Annotated in this window: 24 protein-coding genes; 10 read left to right on the top strand and 14 right to left on the bottom strand. The window is 61.6% G+C overall.

Annotated elements, in window-relative coordinates; translation table 11 throughout:
- Positions 1-60: 60 nt before the first annotated feature.
- Positions 61-654 carry a LysE family translocator gene (locus AC2444_RS14100; protein WP_012758224.1) on the top strand — a complete coding sequence of 198 codons (594 nt, stop codon included), beginning with the start codon at positions 61-63 and terminating at the stop codon, positions 652-654.
- Here the strand turns inward: AC2444_RS14100 and AC2444_RS14095 are convergent.
- Together AC2444_RS14095 and AC2444_RS14090 are read right to left on the bottom strand one after the other, a co-directional pair.
- A complete protein-coding gene (locus AC2444_RS14095; protein ID WP_012758223.1) occupies positions 646-1122 on the bottom strand; it encodes a DUF2269 family protein in 477 nt (158 codons plus the stop codon). The two genes, AC2444_RS14100 and AC2444_RS14095, sit on opposite strands and share 9 nt — an antisense overlap.
- Positions 1122-2396 carry an SDR family oxidoreductase gene (locus AC2444_RS14090; RefSeq protein ID WP_012758222.1) on the bottom strand — a complete coding sequence of 425 codons (1275 nt, stop codon included), beginning with the start codon at positions 2394-2396 and terminating at the stop codon, positions 1122-1124. Before AC2444_RS14090 ends, AC2444_RS14095 begins: the two co-directional genes overlap by 1 nt.
- 97 nt (positions 2397-2493) lie before the next feature.
- On the opposite strand from AC2444_RS14090, the gene nthA reads away from it, so the two are divergent.
- Genes nthA through AC2444_RS14075 form a run of 3 tightly spaced genes read left to right on the top strand, consistent with a single transcriptional unit; the run spans position 2494 to position 4158 of the window.
- Complete coding sequence (gene nthA / locus AC2444_RS14085; protein WP_012758221.1) at positions 2494-3147, top strand: nitrile hydratase subunit alpha; 654 nt, start codon at positions 2494-2496, stop codon at positions 3145-3147.
- The gene (gene nthB, locus AC2444_RS14080) at positions 3144-3803 is read left to right on the top strand and encodes a nitrile hydratase subunit beta (RefSeq protein ID WP_012758220.1); all 660 of its coding nucleotides are present in this window, start codon (positions 3144-3146) and stop codon (positions 3801-3803) included. Before nthA ends, nthB begins: the two co-directional genes overlap by 4 nt.
- Entirely contained in the window at positions 3790-4158 is a 369-nt protein-coding gene (locus AC2444_RS14075; protein WP_041935555.1) for a nitrile hydratase accessory protein, read from the top strand. The genes nthB and AC2444_RS14075 overlap by 14 nt, the downstream gene beginning before the upstream one ends.
- A 131-nt stretch (positions 4159-4289) precedes the next feature.
- Here AC2444_RS14075 and AC2444_RS14070 read toward each other — a convergent pair whose 3' ends face one another.
- The 5 genes from AC2444_RS14070 to AC2444_RS14050 all read right to left on the bottom strand — a co-directional run bounded on the left by AC2444_RS14070 (position 4290) and on the right by AC2444_RS14050 (position 6963).
- A complete protein-coding gene (locus AC2444_RS14070; protein ID WP_012758218.1) occupies positions 4290-5072 on the bottom strand; it encodes an anti-sigma factor family protein in 783 nt (260 codons plus the stop codon).
- Positions 5069-5584, bottom strand: coding sequence for an RNA polymerase sigma factor (locus AC2444_RS14065; RefSeq protein WP_012758217.1), 516 nt, complete (start codon positions 5582-5584; stop codon positions 5069-5071). Before AC2444_RS14065 ends, AC2444_RS14070 begins: the two co-directional genes overlap by 4 nt.
- A gap of 34 nt (positions 5585-5618) precedes the next feature.
- Positions 5619-5999 carry a COG4315 family predicted lipoprotein gene (locus tag AC2444_RS14060; RefSeq protein ID WP_012758216.1) on the bottom strand — a complete coding sequence of 127 codons (381 nt, stop codon included), beginning with the start codon at positions 5997-5999 and terminating at the stop codon, positions 5619-5621.
- Between the two features lie 156 nt (positions 6000-6155).
- Complete coding sequence (locus tag AC2444_RS14055; RefSeq protein WP_012758215.1) at positions 6156-6572, bottom strand: VOC family protein; 417 nt, start codon at positions 6570-6572, stop codon at positions 6156-6158.
- 55 nt (positions 6573-6627) lie between these two features.
- On the bottom strand, positions 6628-6963 hold the full coding sequence (locus tag AC2444_RS14050; protein WP_012758214.1) for a cupin domain-containing protein: 336 nt from the start codon (positions 6961-6963) through the stop codon (positions 6628-6630).
- Positions 6964-7108: 145 nt separating this feature from the next.
- Here AC2444_RS14050 and AC2444_RS14045 point away from each other — a divergent pair, with 145 nt between their 5' ends.
- Positions 7109-7660 carry a MarR family winged helix-turn-helix transcriptional regulator gene (locus AC2444_RS14045; protein ID WP_012758213.1) on the top strand — a complete coding sequence of 184 codons (552 nt, stop codon included), beginning with the start codon at positions 7109-7111 and terminating at the stop codon, positions 7658-7660.
- 132 nt (positions 7661-7792) lie between these two features.
- Positions 7793-8281 (top strand): RrF2 family transcriptional regulator, encoded by a 489-nt coding sequence (locus AC2444_RS14040; RefSeq protein ID WP_012758212.1) that lies wholly within the window; start codon positions 7793-7795, stop codon positions 8279-8281.
- A 15-nt stretch (positions 8282-8296) separates the two neighbouring features.
- On the opposite strand, the gene AC2444_RS14035 is transcribed toward AC2444_RS14040, so the two are convergent.
- From AC2444_RS14035 to AC2444_RS14020, 4 genes are all read right to left on the bottom strand, one after another.
- A complete protein-coding gene (locus tag AC2444_RS14035; protein ID WP_012758211.1) occupies positions 8297-9778 on the bottom strand; it encodes a cyclic nucleotide-binding domain-containing protein in 1482 nt (493 codons plus the stop codon).
- 192 nt (positions 9779-9970) lie between these two features.
- A complete protein-coding gene (locus AC2444_RS14030; protein ID WP_012758210.1) occupies positions 9971-10387 on the bottom strand; it encodes a cupin domain-containing protein in 417 nt (138 codons plus the stop codon).
- A 68-nt stretch (positions 10388-10455) separates the two neighbouring features.
- Positions 10456-11211, bottom strand: coding sequence for an SDR family oxidoreductase (locus tag AC2444_RS14025; RefSeq protein WP_012758209.1), 756 nt, complete (start codon positions 11209-11211; stop codon positions 10456-10458).
- Between the two features lie 68 nt (positions 11212-11279).
- On the bottom strand, positions 11280-11759 hold the full coding sequence (locus tag AC2444_RS14020) for a carboxymuconolactone decarboxylase family protein (RefSeq protein ID WP_012758208.1): 480 nt from the start codon (positions 11757-11759) through the stop codon (positions 11280-11282).
- A gap of 131 nt (positions 11760-11890) precedes the next feature.
- On the opposite strand from AC2444_RS14020, the gene AC2444_RS14015 reads away from it, so the two are divergent.
- Both AC2444_RS14015 and AC2444_RS14010 read left to right on the top strand, forming a co-directional pair.
- On the top strand, positions 11891-12814 hold the full coding sequence (locus AC2444_RS14015) for a LysR family transcriptional regulator (RefSeq protein ID WP_012758207.1): 924 nt from the start codon (positions 11891-11893) through the stop codon (positions 12812-12814).
- A 73-nt stretch (positions 12815-12887) separates the two neighbouring features.
- Positions 12888-14015 carry an ATP-dependent DNA helicase gene (locus AC2444_RS14010; protein WP_003560862.1) on the top strand — a complete coding sequence of 376 codons (1128 nt, stop codon included), beginning with the start codon at positions 12888-12890 and terminating at the stop codon, positions 14013-14015.
- A gap of 87 nt (positions 14016-14102) precedes the next feature.
- Here the strand turns inward: AC2444_RS14010 and AC2444_RS14005 are convergent, their stop codons facing one another.
- Positions 14103-14795 carry a MerR family transcriptional regulator gene (locus tag AC2444_RS14005; RefSeq protein ID WP_012758206.1) on the bottom strand — a complete coding sequence of 231 codons (693 nt, stop codon included), beginning with the start codon at positions 14793-14795 and terminating at the stop codon, positions 14103-14105.
- Positions 14796-15245: 450 nt separating this feature from the next.
- Here AC2444_RS14005 and AC2444_RS14000 point away from each other — a divergent pair, with 450 nt between their 5' ends.
- Complete coding sequence (locus AC2444_RS14000; RefSeq protein ID WP_012758205.1) at positions 15246-15998, top strand: pyridoxine 5'-phosphate synthase; 753 nt, start codon at positions 15246-15248, stop codon at positions 15996-15998.
- 357 nt (positions 15999-16355) lie between these two features.
- Here AC2444_RS14000 and AC2444_RS13995 read toward each other — a convergent pair whose 3' ends face one another.
- Positions 16356-17261, bottom strand: coding sequence for an SDR family oxidoreductase (locus AC2444_RS13995; RefSeq protein ID WP_012758204.1), 906 nt, complete (start codon positions 17259-17261; stop codon positions 16356-16358).
- A gap of 123 nt (positions 17262-17384) precedes the next feature.
- On the opposite strand from AC2444_RS13995, the gene AC2444_RS13990 reads away from it, so the two are divergent.
- Positions 17385-17801 (top strand): winged helix-turn-helix transcriptional regulator, encoded by a 417-nt coding sequence (locus tag AC2444_RS13990; RefSeq protein ID WP_012758203.1) that lies wholly within the window; start codon positions 17385-17387, stop codon positions 17799-17801.
- Between the two features lie 29 nt (positions 17802-17830).
- Here AC2444_RS13990 and AC2444_RS13985 read toward each other — a convergent pair whose 3' ends face one another.
- Positions 17831-18061, bottom strand: coding sequence for a DUF6429 family protein (locus tag AC2444_RS13985; RefSeq protein WP_012758202.1), 231 nt, complete (start codon positions 18059-18061; stop codon positions 17831-17833).
- Between the last annotated feature and the right edge of the window lie 28 nt (positions 18062-18089).

Genomic DNA, 18089 nt, shown 5'->3' with positions numbered 1-18089 from the left:
TAGGACAGTTATGCTGACCTAAATAAACAGGCCGCAGAAAATCTGGCTTCGGGAGGTCGCATGCCGCTGGATACATTTCTCGCCCTCGTTCTCTTCGCCTTCACGACCTCGATCACGCCGGGACCGAACAATATGATGCTCTTCGCATCGGGCGTGAATTTTGGCTTCCGCAGGACGATCCCGCATATGTTCGGCATCGGTGTCGGTTTCTTCTCGCTGCTCATCGGCGTCGGCCTTGGGCTCGGCGCGCTGCTGCACACGGTGCCTATTGTCTATACGGTACTGAAATTTGCGGGCGGCGCCTATCTCATCTGGATTGCTTGGAAGATTGCCTCGTCGCGCTCGCTGAGCGAAGGCAGAAGCGGCGTCGAGCCGATGTCCTTCTCGGCGGCGGCGGCCTTCCAGTGGGTCAATCCGAAAGCCTGGGTGATGGCGGTCACCGCGATGGCGACCTACACCAATCCGCAACTCTACCTAGTGAGCGTGCTGATCGTTGGTCTCGCTTTTGCGGCAGTCAATGTGCCCAGCGTTTCGACCTGGGCCGGCTTCGGCTCGGCGCTGAGGGAATGGCTTTCCGATCCGGTGCGGCTGAAATGGTTCAATATCAGCATGGCGGTGCTGTTGGTGCTAAGCCTCTGGCCAATGCTAAAATAGAGTGATTGCGGGCTTCATGAGCATCAGCCAGAGAATGCCGATGACAGCGAAGAAGGCCGGAAAACCGCAGGCGAACCAGATGCGGTAGAGGCTGAAATAGCCTGGCGGCAGGGCTTTTCCCGCCGCTGCTGCGGCGCGGGCGAGGTCGCGCAGCCGGATCTGGATCCAGACGACCGGCAGCCAGAACAGGCCGATCACGACATAAAGCAGCAGCGACAGCGCAATCCATCCCTCCGACAGTTCCCAACCGATCGACCGGGCCAGCAGATAGCCGGTCACCGGCTGGAGAATGGCTGCGGTGGCGGTGAAGAGGGTGTCGGCGATGACAACCGTGCTGGCGACATGGGCGATCAGACGGGGATCGCGGGTTCGGTGCGCCATCACCATGAAGAAGGCGATGCCGGCGCCGGTGCCGAAGAGCACGGTCGCGCCGATGACATGGGCAAGCAGCAGCCATTCCTCAATCATCAGCGTTCATCCAGCGTGGCAAGTGCGGTGAGCGTCAGCAGGATCGATGGCAGCACCTTGACGAGGGGACCGAGAGGATCGAGCCAGAGCGCGGGTTCGAGCAGGCTGGCACCGGCAAGATAGGCGAACGACACGGCCAGCATGCCGAGAAGGGCACGTTTTGCCAGCGGGCGAAGGAGGACGGCGGCGCCGAGAGCTATGTCGGTCAGGCAGGTTGCAAGCGTCAGCGCCGTTGCTGCGGCCTCAGGCATGAACGGCAGGAAGTGAGCGGACGTCTGCTCCAGCGCCAGCAGCGGGATCAAACCTGAGAGCAGCCAGAAAACGGATAGGCCCGATATGGCTAGCGGCTTCAGGAGATAGACCCTGGCAAACCAGAGATCCTGTACGCCGGACGGATTGGCCGAGAGCGCTGCGGCCGCGGATGTCGCAGCAAGGCCGCTCCCTGTTTTTGAGCTCCGCACGCCTTCGGACATGACAGTCATCGCCGTCGAGCGCAGCGGCGAACGCCAGCCGAGCAGTCCTGATAGATCGGCCAGCCACGTCACCGGGCCGGCAAGCCAGCGGGGGAGAGCGAACATGCGGGCGGGCGGCAGGCCGAGCCACTGCCGATGCAGGCGGACGAGATCGGCGAGCGTCAGAACTTCGTCGGCGGCCAGATCTATATCGCCGGAGATGCCGTCGGAGACCGCCCGCGACACGGCTTCCGCCACATCGTCCACCGAGAGTGTTTCGACCGGACTTTCGGCATGGACCAAGGGCAGCACACAGGGGAAGGCGGCAAGCGCCCGCAGCAGCGCCGAACCGCCATGGGCATTGCGGCCGAGAACGAGGGCAGGGCGCAGGATGAGGTAACGCAGGCCGCTTGCCGCCAGCGCCTCGTCGGCCCGCCGCTTGGTGGCGAAGAAGGGAAGAGCACCCGCCGCTCCCGCTGTCCTTGCCGATATCTGTACGATCAGCGGGCGCGACGAGCGTTTTGCGGCGGAATAGAGTGCCAGCATCGCCTCTGCCTGGGTGGCCAACAGATCATCAGACAGGCCGTCCTGCAGGGCGCCGGCGCAATTGACGACGACATGCTGATCCTTAAGGATCTCGTCCCAATCCGCCGGTTTCGTCATGCGCGAGAGATCTGCACACCGCCAGTCGATCGCCGGCTGTTTCAGGCGCGCACGCGCGGGATTGCGACCGATGCCGGTGACGGCGTGGCCGTCGGCAACGAGCCGGGCCGCGACGACGGAGCCTATGAAGCCGGTTGCGCCGAGAATCAGAATGTTCATGGCAGGAGATTAGCGGAAAAGCGCATGAGACATAGAAGGGCTTGGCGGGCCTGTGGCGTATGATAGAAATAGCGGGCAGTTTCGGGAGGGCTTCGCCTTGCACGACCATGACGACAAACATGCTCACGGAGATGAGCACGCCCACGGGCATGATCACGACAACCATTATTCCGATATGCAGGCGCGCGTGAAGGCGCTGGAAACGCTGCTGACGGAGAAGGGGCTGATCGATCCGGCGGCGATCGATACGATCGTCGAGACCTACGAGACGAAGGTGGGGCCGAGGAACGGCGCGCATGTCGTCGCCAAGGCCTGGAGCGATGCCGATTTCGCCGACTGGCTGAGGCGCGATGCGACGGCGGCCATCGCCAGCCTCGGCTATACCGGCCGGCAGGGCGAGCATATGCGCGCCGTCTTCAATACGGCCGAGACCCATAATCTCGTCGTCTGCACGCTCTGCTCCTGTTATCCCTGGTCGGTGCTCGGTCTGCCGCCGGTCTGGTACAAGGCGCCGGCCTATCGTTCGCGCGCCGTCATCGATCCGCGCGGCGTGCTGGCCGAATTCGGTCTGACGCTGCCTGAGGACAAGAAGGTCCGCGTCTGGGATTCGACGGCGGAGCTGCGTTATCTCGTCATTCCCGAGCGGCCCGGAGGGACCGACGGAATGGATGAGCAAACGCTCGCCGGCCTCGTCAGCCGCGATGCGATGATCGGTACGGCCGTTGCCCGCAAGCCGGAGAGCGCCGCATGAACGGACCGCACGATCTCGGCGGGCAGATGGGCTTCGGTCCTGTCGCACCCGAAAAGGACGAGCCTTATTTCCATGCAGAATGGGAAAAGCGGGCGCTCGGCATTACGCTTTCCTGCGGCGCGTTCGGCGCATGGACGATCGATGAAAGCCGGCATGCGCGCGAGAATATTCCGCCGGCCGATTACCTCGCCGCCAGCTATTACGAGATCTGGATCCGCGGCATCGACAAGCTGCTCGAACGGCATGGTTTTGCGACGCGCGCGGAATTGCTGTCCGGTCATGCGCAGCAGCCAGGAGCCGTTCCGAAGCGGGTGCTGAAGGCGGACATGGTGCCCGGCGTTTTGGCGAAGGGCGGCCCTTGCGATCGTCCTGTTAAGACCGCGCCGCTCTTTGCTGTCGGCGAGACGGTGAAGACGAAGAAATTCAATCCGCCGACGCATACGCGCCTGCCGCGTTATGCCCGAGCCAAAACTGGCGTGGTCGAGGTAGTGCAGGGCTCTTTCGTTTTCCCTGACGACAATGCACATGGCAAGGGCGAAAACCCGCAATGGCTCTATACGGTCGTTTTCGACGGCACGGAGATCTGGGGCGGAGATGCCGATCCGACGCTGACCGTGTCGATCGATGCCTGGGAGAGCTATCTTGAGCCGGCGTGAGATGTCGCCGCTGGCGCAATCGTCCGGGCTGCCGAGGTCGCCGGAGGGCGAGCCGGTTTTTCCCGAGCCATGGGCGGCCGAAGCCTTTGCCATGACCGTGCACCTGCACGCAAAAGGCCTGTTCAGCTGGAGCGAATGGGCTGAAACGCTTTCCGCGCAATTGCACAAGCCTGGCCGGGCCGAAGATGGCAGCGACTATTTCGACTGCTGGGTGGCGGCACTCTCCGACCTTATCGTCGACAACGGAATCGCCGATGCGGAAACGATCCTGGCACTGCAGCAGAGCTGGCAGCGGGCGGCGGAAGCGACGCCGCATGGACGGCCGATCGAGCTTGGTAACGATCCCTCGCGCTGATCCTTAGATCGGTTCAGCTGCTCACGGAACCGCAGAACCGCTCTAACCTTTTGTTTCTTGGCGCAATTCCTGGCGAAAATCGCTTCGCGCTTTGCCCGGGAAAACCGCTTTGCACTTTTCCTGGAATTGCTCTAGGTCGGGAACTGCTTGTAGCACTCCTCGGCTACCTCCCGCAGCGTCTCGCGGGAGATTTCACCGGTCACGGCATAACCGAGTTCACCGTCGATCCAGTAAAAGGTTTCGAGATTGCCCGATGAGGCGAAGCGGAAGCTCGTCGTGCGGTTCTCCGCGTTGCGGCCGACCATCACGGTCAGGCGCTCGCCGGCCTGGTTTTCATACATGAACATGGCGCCCGGCCTGCCGTCGACCGGCAGCAGCCGGCCGCCGACCAGCTTGAAGCCGAGCGGCTGCAGGTTCGGGATCTTGAGGTTCTGGATTGCCAGGCGCTTGCCGAGCCAGGTGGCGAGGTGGACCTCCTCGTTTGCGAAGACCTCGACGGGATGGCGAACCTCGGCGGCATAGACCGTGAACGCGGTCTGGGCCTGTTTCGGCAGGGTTTCGGAGCCGGCAAGCTGCAGCTCCGGCTTTTCCAGAAGTGCGGGGCCATAATGGCCGCTGACGGCGCCGAGCGTGAAGACGAGGAGGGCTGATGCGGCGATTGCCCAGCGTTTCGGTCCCGATGAAACGACACGCGGGGGGACGACGAGCAGAGGATCGGTGTCTTTCGCCTTCTCATAACCGGCAAACAGCGATCGGATGCCTGAATTCTGCGCCTGCCATTCGGCGACCATTGCCGCCTCGTCGGGATTGTCGGCTAGGAAAGCCTCGATGCGGGGGCGCGCCGTTTCCGGCAGCTGGCCGTCGGCATAAGCGTGAAGGTCGGCTTCGGCGACGCTCGGATTGGTCTCGTTCATTTCGGTCTCCGAAGCGTAATGATGTTGTCGGCCTTCAATCGTTCGGCGACGCGCCGGCGGGCGCGCGACAGGCGCGACATGACGGTGCCGATCGGGATATCGAGCGCGGCGGCGACCTCGCCATAGGTGTATCCCTCGATGACCACGAGCATCAGCACGGCGCGGTGTTCCTCCGAAAGGCTGTTCAGCGCATCGTCCAGCCGGGCACGTTCCAGCGGATCGGCCGGCGGTTCGGGCGCGGCCAGATTGTCTGCGGCATCGAGCTCGACAAGGCCGTCGCGCGTCTTGCCGCGCCGGCCGTTGCGGTAGAGATTGGTCATGATGGTCAGGACCCAGCCGCGCAGGTTGAGGCCGCGCCATTGGCCGCGGCGCGTGAGAACCTTCTCGACACAATCCTGGAGCAGATCCTCGCCATCGGCATCCGAGCGCGTCAGGCTGCGCGAATAGCGTCTGAGTGAGGGCAGGAGGGCCAGGATCTGGCCCTCGAAGGTTTCGGGTGCGGGTGTTTTCACGCCGACAACTCGCTTGTGATCGGGATCTTGGCGATCAAGGCTTGGCGAGATCCCAGTTGCCGCCGACGCCATCGCCGGTGATGTCGCCGGCCTTCTTGTCCTTGACCCAGTAATAGAGCGGCATGCCGTCCTTGGCCCATTGCTTCGTGCCATCTTTGCGATCGACGATCGAATATGCACCATCAGCCTTGGCATCACCAGCGGCCATCAGCGGCGGCCAGTTTTTGGCGCAATCGTCGTTGCAGTTGGAAACGCCTTTGACGTCCTTCTTGAAGGTGTAGAGCGTCATGCCGTTTTCGCCGGCAAGCACCTTGCCCTTTTCGGATTCGACGGTCTTGACAGGAGGGGCGGCGAAAGCAGCGGTCGCGGCAAAGGCGGCGGCGGCCACGACGGACAGGAATTTCACGGGTTTCATGATGTCTCTCCTCAGATTGGGCACGCAATCTTGCGATACCTGAGATGAGACACGAGGCGCGGTGGTTTTATTCCAGACGCAGCAAAAGTTTTCACGGCGGGCGAGGTGGGCCGAAGCCCGTTTGGCCCGGGCATGTCGCGTCGAGCGCTTTGCCGGCTATTCTCCGGTAGCGGTCGCCGCCGCCATGTCGACCCAGACCGCTTCGAATATATGGCCATCGGGATCTTCGAAGGCACGGTTGTAGAGCCAACCCACGTCCGTCGGCGCGCGCGGATCGGCTTTGCCACCGGCGGCTGCAGCTGCCTCGACGATAGCGTCCACCTCTTCACGGCTGTCCATCGTCAGCGCGATCAGCATTTCGCTCGTCTTCTGCGCTTCGGCAACGGGTTTCGGCGTGAAACTCGCGAAGAAATCGCGCGTCAGCAAATGGAAGATAATGACCTCGGACCAGACCATGTTCGACGCCTGGTGATCGCTGAACTGTTCGTTCTTGCTGCAGTCGATCGCTTCATAGAAGCGGGTCGCAGCGGCAAGGTCTTTCACCGGCAGGTTCACGAAGATCATCTTGGGCATTGCAGTTCTCTCCTCTTCATTGTCTTCCGCGCTTTGCCTTCCAGGCGGCTTTGCCTCACACAAACTCCTGCAAGATCGTGTCGCTGGCATGAATGCAGACGATTTCGAGCCGTCCGGTGCCGACATTCTCGAAACGGTGCGGAATGTTGGCGGCCACGATGACGATGTCGCCAGGAAAGGCGCGGGTCTTGGCGTCGCCCACGGTAAATTCGGCTTCGCCTTTCCTGACGGCCCACGTTTCGGAATAGGGGTGTATATGCAGGTCAGGCCCTTGGCCGGGCTCATTGTCGACCAGGAAAAGCGATATCTCGCCGCAATGGTCGCGGCCTTCAAAGCGGACCGTGCGGCTTTGATCGGCTCGCGGTTCCTGGTGGCGAAGAATCCTGAACATCCCGTGCCTCCTGCTGGTGCCATTTCCGATCGCAAAACTATCTTCACGAGAAGATATATTCCCAAAACTATCTTCCTGTCAAGATATCTTCCTTGATGCAGATGGAAGGTGTATGTCTCGGCTGTGGTGGCATATGAGGCAGAAAATGACGAATGGGGTTAAAGAAGGCGACTCTTACGAGGATCATGTCGACCGGCTGCGCCGGCAATGGGCGCTGGAACTGCCCGACCTCGACACCGAGCCGATGGCGATCCTGGGCCGAGCCTTCCGGCTGTCGAACCTGGTGCGTCCGAGCATTGAGGCGACATTTGCCGATTTTGGCCTCGACCGCGGCGAATTCGACGTGATCGCAACGCTTCGCCGTTCCGGACCGCCTTACCTGATGACCCCGACGGAGATGTATTCGGCGCTGATGATCTCTTCGGGAGGCCTGACCCACAGGCTTGACCGGCTGGAGAAAGCGGGACTGATCCGCCGGGAGAAATCACCACGCGATGGGCGCAGTGTGCTGGTGGCTTTGAGCGAGGCGGGTGCGGCACTCGCCGAAAAGGCCTTCCGCACGGACATGGCGAGCGAAGCTTCGTTTCTGCAGGCTCTTGATGGAAAGGAGCGCGAGGCGCTTGCGGCGCTGCTGCGCAAGCTGATCGCCGGAATTGAAAATGAGCAGGCGCGGGGAGAGGACGAGCAGGCGGGCTGAGGGAGATCGGAGCCCGCATCGCCGTTCAGGCAACAACACGCTGCTTTTGCAGCTCATTTACATCGTGTCGGTTTTCGGATATGATATATCCTTAATTCCATTGGCAGAGCCAGCCATCACACGAGTTGCTGAATGATCCTGAAAAGCCAGGTCGAGTGGGCGCTTCACTGCTGCGCCATTCTCGCGGGCCTGCCAGAGGGCAGGTATCTTTCCACCAAGGCGCTCGCTGAGCTTCATGGTCTGCCGAAGGAATATCTCTCCAAAGCACTGCAGAGCCTTTCGCAGGCATCGCTGGTCGAGACCACGCTCGGTCCGAGTGGCGGCTACAGGCTTGCCAAGACCCCCTCGGATATCAACTTTCTCGAGATCGTCGAGGCGGTCGAGGGGAAGGCCCGCAGCTTCACCTGTACGAACATTCGGGCGAACAATCCCTGCCGGCCGGAAGGATATTGCGACAGCAAGCCATGCGCGGTTGCGCGCATCATGTGGGAGGCCGACGAGGCTTGGCGGGATACGCTGAGGCGCGTCCGGCTTTCCGATCTGGTCGGCACCTTGTCCGAGGAGGTGCCGGCCGACATTTGGCGGAGCACGTTCGAATGGGTGCTCAAGCGCGCCGGCTGAGCAGGATGCCGGTCTCTATGCCTTGAAAATAGTCCTGATCGTCTTCAGGATCGCATGGGCGCTGCGGGCATGTTCCGGGGGCAAGGAGGCGCCATTGTGGAAACGCTCGGCGCGGCTGGCGAGGTGGTCGGCGATTTCTTCGGCCAGCGCCGGGCGTTCGCTTAGCAGCGGCGCGAAGGCCTCCTGGTCGATCTCATAGGCGGTCACGGGGGTCAGAGCCTCCAGAGTGCAGACTTCCTGCATACCGGCGAGCAGTCCGGTCTCTCCAAAAAAGTCGCCCGGCGCGAGCCGTCCGCATTCCTCGCCTGCGTTCCGCGCCGCGATGATGCCGGCGCGCACCATCATCAGTGAGGGGAGCATTTCGTCCTCCTGCACGATCACATCGCCCTTGCGGAACTCCCGGACAGTCGTGGTTTCGGCGAGCCTGCGCTTTTCATCTGATGTCAGCGTCGTAAAGACCGGAATGGCCTCGATCAGGGCGAGCGGCGTTACGCTCGGCGGCTTTGCGCTTTCTTCCGTCGGCAGATCGGCGGTCAGCACCGTCGCCGAGGGCGGAATGGCCAGCAGCAGGCCGGCGGATTTGCAATGGCGATAGACGAGATCGAGCACCTCGTTCCGCGCCGGCACCCGCTGGCTCGGGCTTGTCACCCGAAACTGCAGCTCGACCTCAAGCGCCGTGGCATCCAGCCCCTTCAGTGCCACGACCGGCGGCGGCTCGCGCACGATCGAATTGCAGCTCGCAAGAGCCGTTGCCATGACGTGGCGGACCGATGCCGGCATGCGCGTCGGGGCGATGCGGATGGTGAGGATCAGGAGATGGCTCTCGTCCGGCCGGCTGACATTCGTCAGACCGAGCTTTGCCAGAAAACTGTTCGGCAGAACGACGACATTGTTGCCGCTGGTCAGGATGTGTGTCGCACGCCAGTTGCTTTCGACGACGCGTCCCTCGGTGCCGTCGCTGAGAAGGATCCAGTCGCCGATGATGTATGGCCGGCCGAGTGTCAGAGCGATGCCGGAGAAGACATCAGCGAGCGTGTTCTGCAGCGCCAGGCCGAGAATGATGGCGACCACGCCCGAGGTCGCGACGAGGGTTCCGATCGGCACGCCGAAGACGAAGGCCAGAACCGACAGGGCCATGCCGATATAGACGACGCCGATGACCAGATCCTGGAGCAGGCGGGCCTCTCGCGGACTGCCCTCCAGCACCAGATAGAGCCTGATAAAACCGATGACGGCCCATGCTAGATGGATCCACCAGAGGGTTTTTGCGACGATGACGAGCAGGGCCCGCGGGTCCTCGGACTCATATCCTTGAAACCGGTGGGGTTCGATGCCGCTGCCGACGAGGATCAGCGTCATCACTGCAAAGAAGAGGATCTGCACCACCAGCCGCGTCGTCGGCCGGTGGCGGGAGAGCAGATGCCAGACGACGATTCCGGCGAATCCGACTGTTATCAAGGATATCAGAGGTTTGCCGAAGAGGGCGTCGTCAATCATCTCTCTGTCTCCGGGGTGCGGGCCGTACATGATTCAGCATCTCGGCCGCCCGCGCAAGCATCAGGCCTGCGCGGGCGGTATCGCATCGGCCCGAAAATCGGAACCGATTTTCGGAAAGCACGATGCGTAGATTCAAAGTGTTACAGCGTCCTTTGCGCGTCTGAAAGACGCGCGGCGCTGTAATGCGGATCGTCACTTCTTGAGCGGATAGGTCAGCTCTTTCTGGTTGGTCTCGACGACGAAGACGGCGAGCAGGCGGGCGGGCTTGGTCTCGCTGCCGTTGGCGCTGACGCCATGACGGTCGCCCGGCATTTCGGAGAAGCTCTCTCCGGCATGATAGACCTTGACCGGGCCGTCATTGACCTGGCTGCGGATCGCTCCTTCGAGCACGGTGGCATAGATGAAGGCGGTGTCGGGATGGGTGTGGCCTTCGGAGAAGCCGCCCGGGCCGTATTCGACCAGCACGCCTTTGATGCTCTTACCCGGCACGTTCGGAAGCTCGTGCTCATAGACGAGTGTCACCTTCGCAGACTCGCTGCTGTCACGGGCGCTGACGCCGGTGGCAGCCGGAAAGGCGAGGGCGGCGGCGAGGAAAAATGTTCTGATCATCGGAATCTCCATGGTTGCTGGGTCGGGGGAAGACGCGCCCGAGCGGTCGCGTCTCGAGGGCACGTCAGTCATGTCGGCTGGATGGACTTTGCGAACCACTGCTCGAAGGTAATCGAGCCGAGCCGCGGGTTGTTGTCGGAAACGAGCGACTGATCATTCAGTCTTGCGCCGAAATATCTCGCCTCGACATCAGCCTCGGTGGTGCGCGGGTCTTTCATGGCCTTCAGATAGCGGGCGACGAGCTCGCTGAGGCGCGCCCGTTCCGGACCCGCGATCTCGAGCGTCGCGTTGGCGGGAGCAGAGAGGGCCACGTCCGCCATGGCGTCCGCCACGTCGTCGGAAGCAATCGGCTGCACATAGGCCGGCGACAGGTGGACCGTCTGGCCGACCGTTCCCGATCGGGCGATGCCACCGAGGAATTCCATGAACTGCGTCGAATGGACGATGGTGTAGGGAATGCCCGATGCCTTGATCAGTTTTTCCTGGGCAAGCTTGCCGCGGAAATAGCCGCTTTCCTGCAGACGCTCGGTGCCGACGACGGAGAGGGCGATATGGTGCTTGACGCCGGCGAGTTTTTCGGCGGCGAGAAGATTGCGGCCCGAGGTCTCGAAAAATTCGAGCACGGCCTTATCCTCGAAGGACGGCGAATTGGCGAGGTCGAGCACGACTTCGGTGCCCGAGAGCGCCTCCGCCAGTCCTTCTCCCGTGATCGTGTTGACGCCGGAGTTCGGCGAGGCGGCAATCACGTCATGGCCGCGTTTGCGCAGGCGTTCGACAGTCTTCGAACCGATAAGGCCGGTTCCGCCGATGACAACGATTTTCATAATGGATCTCCGTTCGCTGCCGTGGTACGGCAGCGTCAAAGGTGAATCTTCTCAATGAATTGCGCGGTTTAGTTCAGGCCAGCCTTATCGAGGCCGTAGGCCTTGTCGGCCGTGCCGGGCACGGTCTTGAAGCCGACATTGACGCGGTTCCAGGCGTTGATCGCCATGACGACGAAAGTCAGATCCGAGATCTCCTTCTCGGAAAGCTGGCCGCGCACCCGTTCGTAAATCTCGTCGGGAATGCCGCCCTCGGGAAGCTTCGTCAGTGCTTCGGTCCAGGCAAGGGCTGCACGCTCGCGGGGGATGAACAGGTTCGATTCCCGCCAGATGGCGACGTGGTAGAGCCGCAGTTCCGTCTCGCCGAGGATCTTGGCCTGCTTCACATGCATATCCAGGCAAAAGCCGCATCCATTGATCTGCGAAGCGCGGACCTCGACGAGGGCCTGCAGCTTCTCGTCGATCACGCTGCTCTTCAGCGCCATGCTGAATTCCATGAATTTCTTGAAAAGCTCGGGGGACTGTTGGGCGTAGTTCAGTCGCTGGGTCATGTGTCTCTCCTTTAATTAAGGACATTAAATATCCTTATGGATAGAAGATATCCTTAATTGCTGGACTGTAAAGCCATTCTCGCTTAGTCTGGCTGCATAAAGCCTATGCGCAAAAGTATGAGGGACAGGGGATGGATATCGTTTCGGCATTGCGGACCTTTCAGCGCGTCGTGGAGACGGGTTCGTTTTCGGCGGCGGCGCACGATCTCGACGTGACGCAGCCGGCGGTCTCGCGACAGGTTGCAGCCCTCGAGGGCCATTTCAACACCCGCCTCCTGCATCGCACGACGAGCGGCCTGTCGCTGACGGCAGAGGGGGAGCGGATGCTGCCGATGGCGCTGCGGATTCTCGAAGCGGTTGAGGAGCTCGGCGATGCGGCCGGATCTGACGGAACCACGGCCTCGGGAAAGGTCAGGCTCAGCGTTCCAGCACCACTCGGCCTCTATCTCAGCGAGCGGCTCGGCGATCTTCTCGCCGCCCATCCGAAGCTCTCGGTCGAACTCATCTTCAGGGAGCAGGGCTCGGATATGATCGAGGAGCGCCTGGATCTCGAAGTGCGCTTGGGCCAGGTCGCCGACAGCAGCCTCGTCTGCCGGCGGATCGGCTGGACGACCGCCTTCCTCGTTGCATCTCCCGCCTATCTCGCACGCAGGGCGGCTCCCCGCGCACCGAAGGAGATCAAGGACCATGAATGCCTGTGCTACAACAGGGCAGGCGAGGCCAATACCTGGTCCTTCTCGAACGGTTCGGAAGACATATCGGTCCGGATCTCGCCGCGGCTGACCGCCTGCAATGCCGTCGCCATTCACCGGGCAGCCCTTGCCGGCGCGGGTCTTGCGGTGCTTTCGCACATCATCGCGATGCCCGATATCGCCGCCGGCCGGCTGGTCCCCGTGATGAAGGATTTCCAGCCGAGCCGGCTGCCGGTTACCGTCGTCTATCCCTCGCGGCGCAACATGCCGCTGCGCGTCAAGACGGTTCTGGATTTTCTCACCGGAGCTATGGGGCAGGACCCGTCGATGTGCGCCAGCGGCGCGGACCGGCAGTGGAACTGATGATCGTCCGGCCGGGCGATTTGCCGTTTTCCGCCTTGCCTAAATCCCGCGAATCCTGCCAAGTCCTACGATCATGCAATTTGCGCCGCAACAAGATGAAGCCCTGAAGGCTGTTTCGAAATGGCTGAAGGAAGGGCGCTCGCCGCTCTTTCGCCTGTTCGGCTACGCCGGAACGGGAAAGACGACGCTTGCCAAGCATTTTGCCGAAAATGTCGACGGCGACGTGCTGTTTGCCGCATTCACCGGCAAGGCGGCGCAGGTGCTGCGCTCGCGCGGCGCCTCCAACGCCCGGACGATCCATTCGCTGATCTATCGGCCGCGCGGCGAGGAGGCCGTGGAAGACGAGGAAACAGGCAAGACCTCGATCGCGCCGATGTTTTCGATCAACCGGCAAAGCCCGGTCGCCAAGGCGGCGCTGATCATCGTCGACGAATGCTCGATGGTGGACGAGGCGCTCGGCAAGGATCTGATGAGCTTCGGCACGCCGATCCTGGTGCTCGGCGATCCCGGCCAGCTGCCGCCGGTCACAGGCGGCGGCTACTTCACCAATCAGGATCCGGACTACCTGCTCACCGATATCCACCGGCAGGCGCGCGACAATCCGATCATCAAGCTCGCCATGCAGGTGCGCGAAGGCAATGAGGTGATGTACGGCGATTACGGCACGGCCAAGGTGATCTCGAAGAACGAGGTGACGCAGCAGCTGGTGCTCGATGCCGATCAGGTGCTCGTCGGCACCAATCGCACGCGGCGGCGCTACAATCAGCGCCTGCGTGAGTTGAAAGGCTTCAATGCCGATTATCCGCAGACCGGCGACAAGCTCGTCTGCCTGCGGAACGATCCGGCCAAGGGCCTGCTCAACGGTTCGCTCTGGCAGGTGATGACCTCGTCCAAGGAAACGACGAAGCCCGGCATCAATCTGCTCGTCCGCCCTGAGGATGACGACATGGACCGGGGAGCGGCCAAGATCAAACTGCTGAAGCAGGCCTTTGAGGATGTCGAGGGCGAGATTCCCTGGAACACCCGCAAACGCTACGACGAGTTCGACTTCGGCTACGCGCTGACCGTTCACAAGGCGCAGGGTTCGCAATGGAACGATGTCGTGCTCTTCGACGAGAGCTGGGCGTTTCGCGATACCCGGGAACGCTGGCTCTATACAGCAATCACGCGCGCGGCAGAGACGCTGACGATCGTCCGCTGATTCCCGGTCGCACCTGCGACCAGGTCTCATTCGCCATCTGGAGTGGTGAGGAAGAAACGGTGGCGGCCGTATCTTGGGCGGATGGTACTAAGCCTGCACGATGCCGAGCAGAACTGCCTTGGCGATGGCCTGGAAGCGGTTGTTGGCGCGGAATTTCAGGATGATTCCGGCCTCCAGGTCACGGGTTTCGTCATGCTTCAGGTCGAGCGCCCGGGCGATGCGCTGGGTGGAATAACCCTCGGCCATCAGTTCCAGGCAACGCCGCTCCTGTGCGGTCAGGCTTGCACTGTCCTGATTGTCGTTTAACGGCGGCTCCTCGATGCTGCCGTCGTAGTCCAGGAGGTCGCCGACCTGCTGGAGCTGGCGGTGCAGCGTCGACATCTCTGCCGTCAGTTCGCGCTTGCGCACCTGCAGGGCCTCGCGGAACATTGCCTCGGCCGTCTCCTGCGAATCAGCGTTGCGGAGTTCGCCCATCAGTTCCTGGATGACGGCGATCGGCATACCGGTATCGCGGCAGACCGTGATCACGGCCATGCGCATCACATCGTCCTGGCCGTAGACCCTCATCAGGCCGATGCGGTTGGCTGAAATCAACCCTTTCTCTTCATAGAAATGCAGTGTCCTGTGTGTGACGCCGAATGCGTTTGCCATGTCGGCAATAGGCACCGGACCATCAGGTAGATCCGGCGGCAGCGCGGCTGAAGGCAGGAACCGATATCTCGATCGGGCCTCCGAAGCGATACCGGCGGTGGCAAACAGGCGTTTGGAACCGTCTGGCATGAACCCTCCTGGGGCATGTTGTTGCACCTCATGCGGCTTTGCCAGTTGCTTCCCATGCGCGGCGAGTGGGGTTTCCTCTAGGCGTTTTTCTCATTGGGAAAGAAGCAGTACGCGGCGTACTCTACGCAATACGATCTCCACGTTATGCGTGAATGATCTTTTTTATAAGTGCTAAAAATAATCTCTTTTAAATGGGATAGCAACTTTACCGGCATATTTTGCCGGGTCCTTGGGTGTGTTGCACAAAAACCTGTGCTGCACTGCGGGATCTCGCGGTTCTCTTCAAAGGTGACGGGATTTACTATCTGCGGTACGCGTGCGGCAAATGCTCAGCGTAATTTCGGTGCCCATCAGCGATTGGCATCGCATCCATTTGTGAATCTCGTTGGCCATCGCGGAGCACTTGGCTTAAAAGCAGGCCTCCCATTTCCGTGACCGATGGATCTCGCCATGCCCGCCAAGCTCTCCGTGAACCTCAACGCCGTCGCGATGCTGCGCAACCGGCGCGACCTGCCCTGGCCGAGCGTCGAAGCGCTCGGGCGTATCGCGCTGAAATCCGGTGCGAGCGGGCTGACGGTGCATCCGCGCCCCGACCAGCGGCACATCCGCTTTTCCGACCTGCCTGTGATCCGCAACCTGATCGACGACGAATTCCCCAAGACCGAGTTCAATATCGAGGGTTATCCCACAGAGGAATTCTTCGAACTCTGCGCCGGCGCGGCACCCGAGCAGGTGACGCTGGTGCCTGACGATCCCGCCCAGGCGACCTCCGATCACGGCTGGGATTTCCGCAAGCACCAGGCGTTCCTGACCGATGCCGTCGCGCGGCTGAAGACGATGGGATGCCGGGTGTCGCTGTTTGCCGATGGTGACGGGGACGCACAGGCGGTTGAGATCGCCAAGGCGGTCGGCGCCGATCGGATCGAACTCTATACCGGCCCCTATGGCGGTTGCTTCGACGCACCGGAGCGGGCAGGCCCGATCCTTGAAGCGCTTGGACGGACGGCGGATGCGGCCCTTGAAATCGGCCTCGCCGTCAATGCCGGCCACGATCTGACGGTCGAAAACCTGCCGGCGCTGGTCAGGCGCATTCCCCAGCTTGCCGAGGTCTCGATCGGTCATGGGTTGACCGCCGATGCGCTGGAATACGGCATGGCGGAAACGGTGCGGCGCTTCTGCCGGGCTTGCGGGCAGGTGGTTTGAGGAAGGTCGTTTTCTTCAACGCTTTGACTGGAAGCGGGTTATTACGTTTTGGGCCCTGAGTCAGACAGTGCGTCTTGAAGGAAGAGTCTCCCGCGCCCAAGGACTTGGGCGCGCTGGATTCCTATGACAGGCACAGGAATGAGGATGGGAGAGGTAGCGCTTCCCATCAACCGTTGTCTCAATGTCGACGGGAAATTTTGGCGAAGGCGTTTAATTCACCCTCCCTCATTCCTGTGCCTGTCACAGGAATCCAGCCACGGCGCGGCTGCGCCGTGAGCGACTCATCTGACCTGATGAGGGATCCAGAATCGGAGTTCGCTCATCCCTGCGACTAGCGCAGGGACACAGCGAAAGGCTTCAATGCGCAGCATTGCCTGAAGTCGTCAGCGCCGCCTTGTGCTCCACGAAGAAATCCTTCAGCGGCTGCGGCTGTTTGCCGGTCAGCTTGGTGAAGTCTTCGGTGACGATGTCGAACTTGCCGGCGCGGGTGTTGGCGTCGGCAGAGACCAGCATGTCGGCGACAAAACCGGGGAGGCCGGCGCCGAGCATACCCTGACCGAGCTGCTCATCATTGACGTCGACGACCGCGAGCGGCTTGCCGGCGACGTCGGAGACGATGGCGGCGATCTGCCGGTTGTTCAGCGATTGCGCGCCGGTCAGCGTATAGGTGGCGCTCTCGGATGTGCCGGAGGCAAGGGCTGCGGCGATCGCCAACGCGCAGTCGTCACGCGAGATGGTGGAGATCTTGCCGTCGCCGGTGGCGCTGTACCATTTGCCGCCCTGCAGATTGTGCGGCATCCCGTGCAGATAGTTGTCGTGGTACCAGGCATCGCGGATGATCGTATGGGCGATGCCGCTTGACTTGATGGCGTTTTCGCTGCCGAGATGATCGGGCGCGAAGGTGACGAGCGAATTGTCCGGCGCCGGCATCGAGGTGTAGGCGATGTGCTTGACGCCTGCTTTGACTGCCGCCGCGACGGCACCCTGGTGCTGGGCAAGGCGCTTGCCGGGGGTGTCGAGCGCATCGGTGCTGATGATCAGCAACCGGTCGACGCCGGCGAAAGCCTCCTCCAGACCGGCCGCGTCATCGAAATCGGCCTTGCGGGTGACCACACCCTTCTTTTCGAGTTCGGAGAGCTTTTCGGGGCTGCGCGTTGCCGCGACAATGCTGCCGGGGGCGATCTTGTAGGTCTCGATGAGGTGATGGATGACACGCTGTCCGAGCTGCCCAGCAGCGCCGGTGACCAGGATGGTTTCGCTCATACGTCGTTTCCTTCTGTGTTGTGCTGGTGGTCTCAAAAAGAGAGTAACACTAGAATAGGAATTGACTTGACGGTGTAAAGGAGGCAGTTTTTCGGCTGTACGTTACCAAAAGGGAACCAGCAGATGAGCGGTGCAGTCCTCAGTTTGAAGAACAGGATGCCGGGGACGCGGCGCGAGATCGATCTTGCCGGCCTCGATTTCGGCAACTGCCCGGTCAGGGACATGATGCAGCAGATCGGCGGCAAATGGTCGACGCTGCTCCTCGATGTGCTGGCGGATCGGCCCTATCGGTTCGGCGAGCTGCGGCGGATGATCCCTGATATTTCGCAGCGCATGCTGACGCAGACGCTGCGCGACCTGCAGAGGGACGGTTACATCCACCGCGAGGTGTTCCCGACCAAGCCGCCGAGTGTGGAATATTCGATGACCGAACTCGGCCGCTCGCTTTACCAGACGCTGGCGCAACTGTTGAACTGGGCGGAAGCAAACCATGATGCCGTTCGCGCCGCCCGTTCTCAGTTCGATTCTCACAACAGCTAGGGCCGCTGATAAATCAGGAAGAGCGATCATCACGTCGATCGCATAAACAGAGCGCGGAATAATTCCTCCGATCGTCGCAAACCTTCGTCGCTCAGAACCACAGACTTGGCCTTGCCCGCGGGATTTGCAATCAGACCTTTCTGATGCAAACGGTCCATCACGCCCCAGTCAAAACCTTTCCAGGCACGGTCTCCGTCATGCAGCGTCAGCCATAACAATGCAAGCACAGCATCGTCGATTTTCTCTTCGTCTATCTCCATGCCGGAATCCCATGCAAAAAGGCGAAAA

The sequence above is a fragment of the Rhizobium sp. WSM1328 genome (assembly GCF_057653715.1).
Note: the sequence above shows the minus strand (reverse complement) of the source record. Positions and strands in the feature narration are given on the sequence as shown.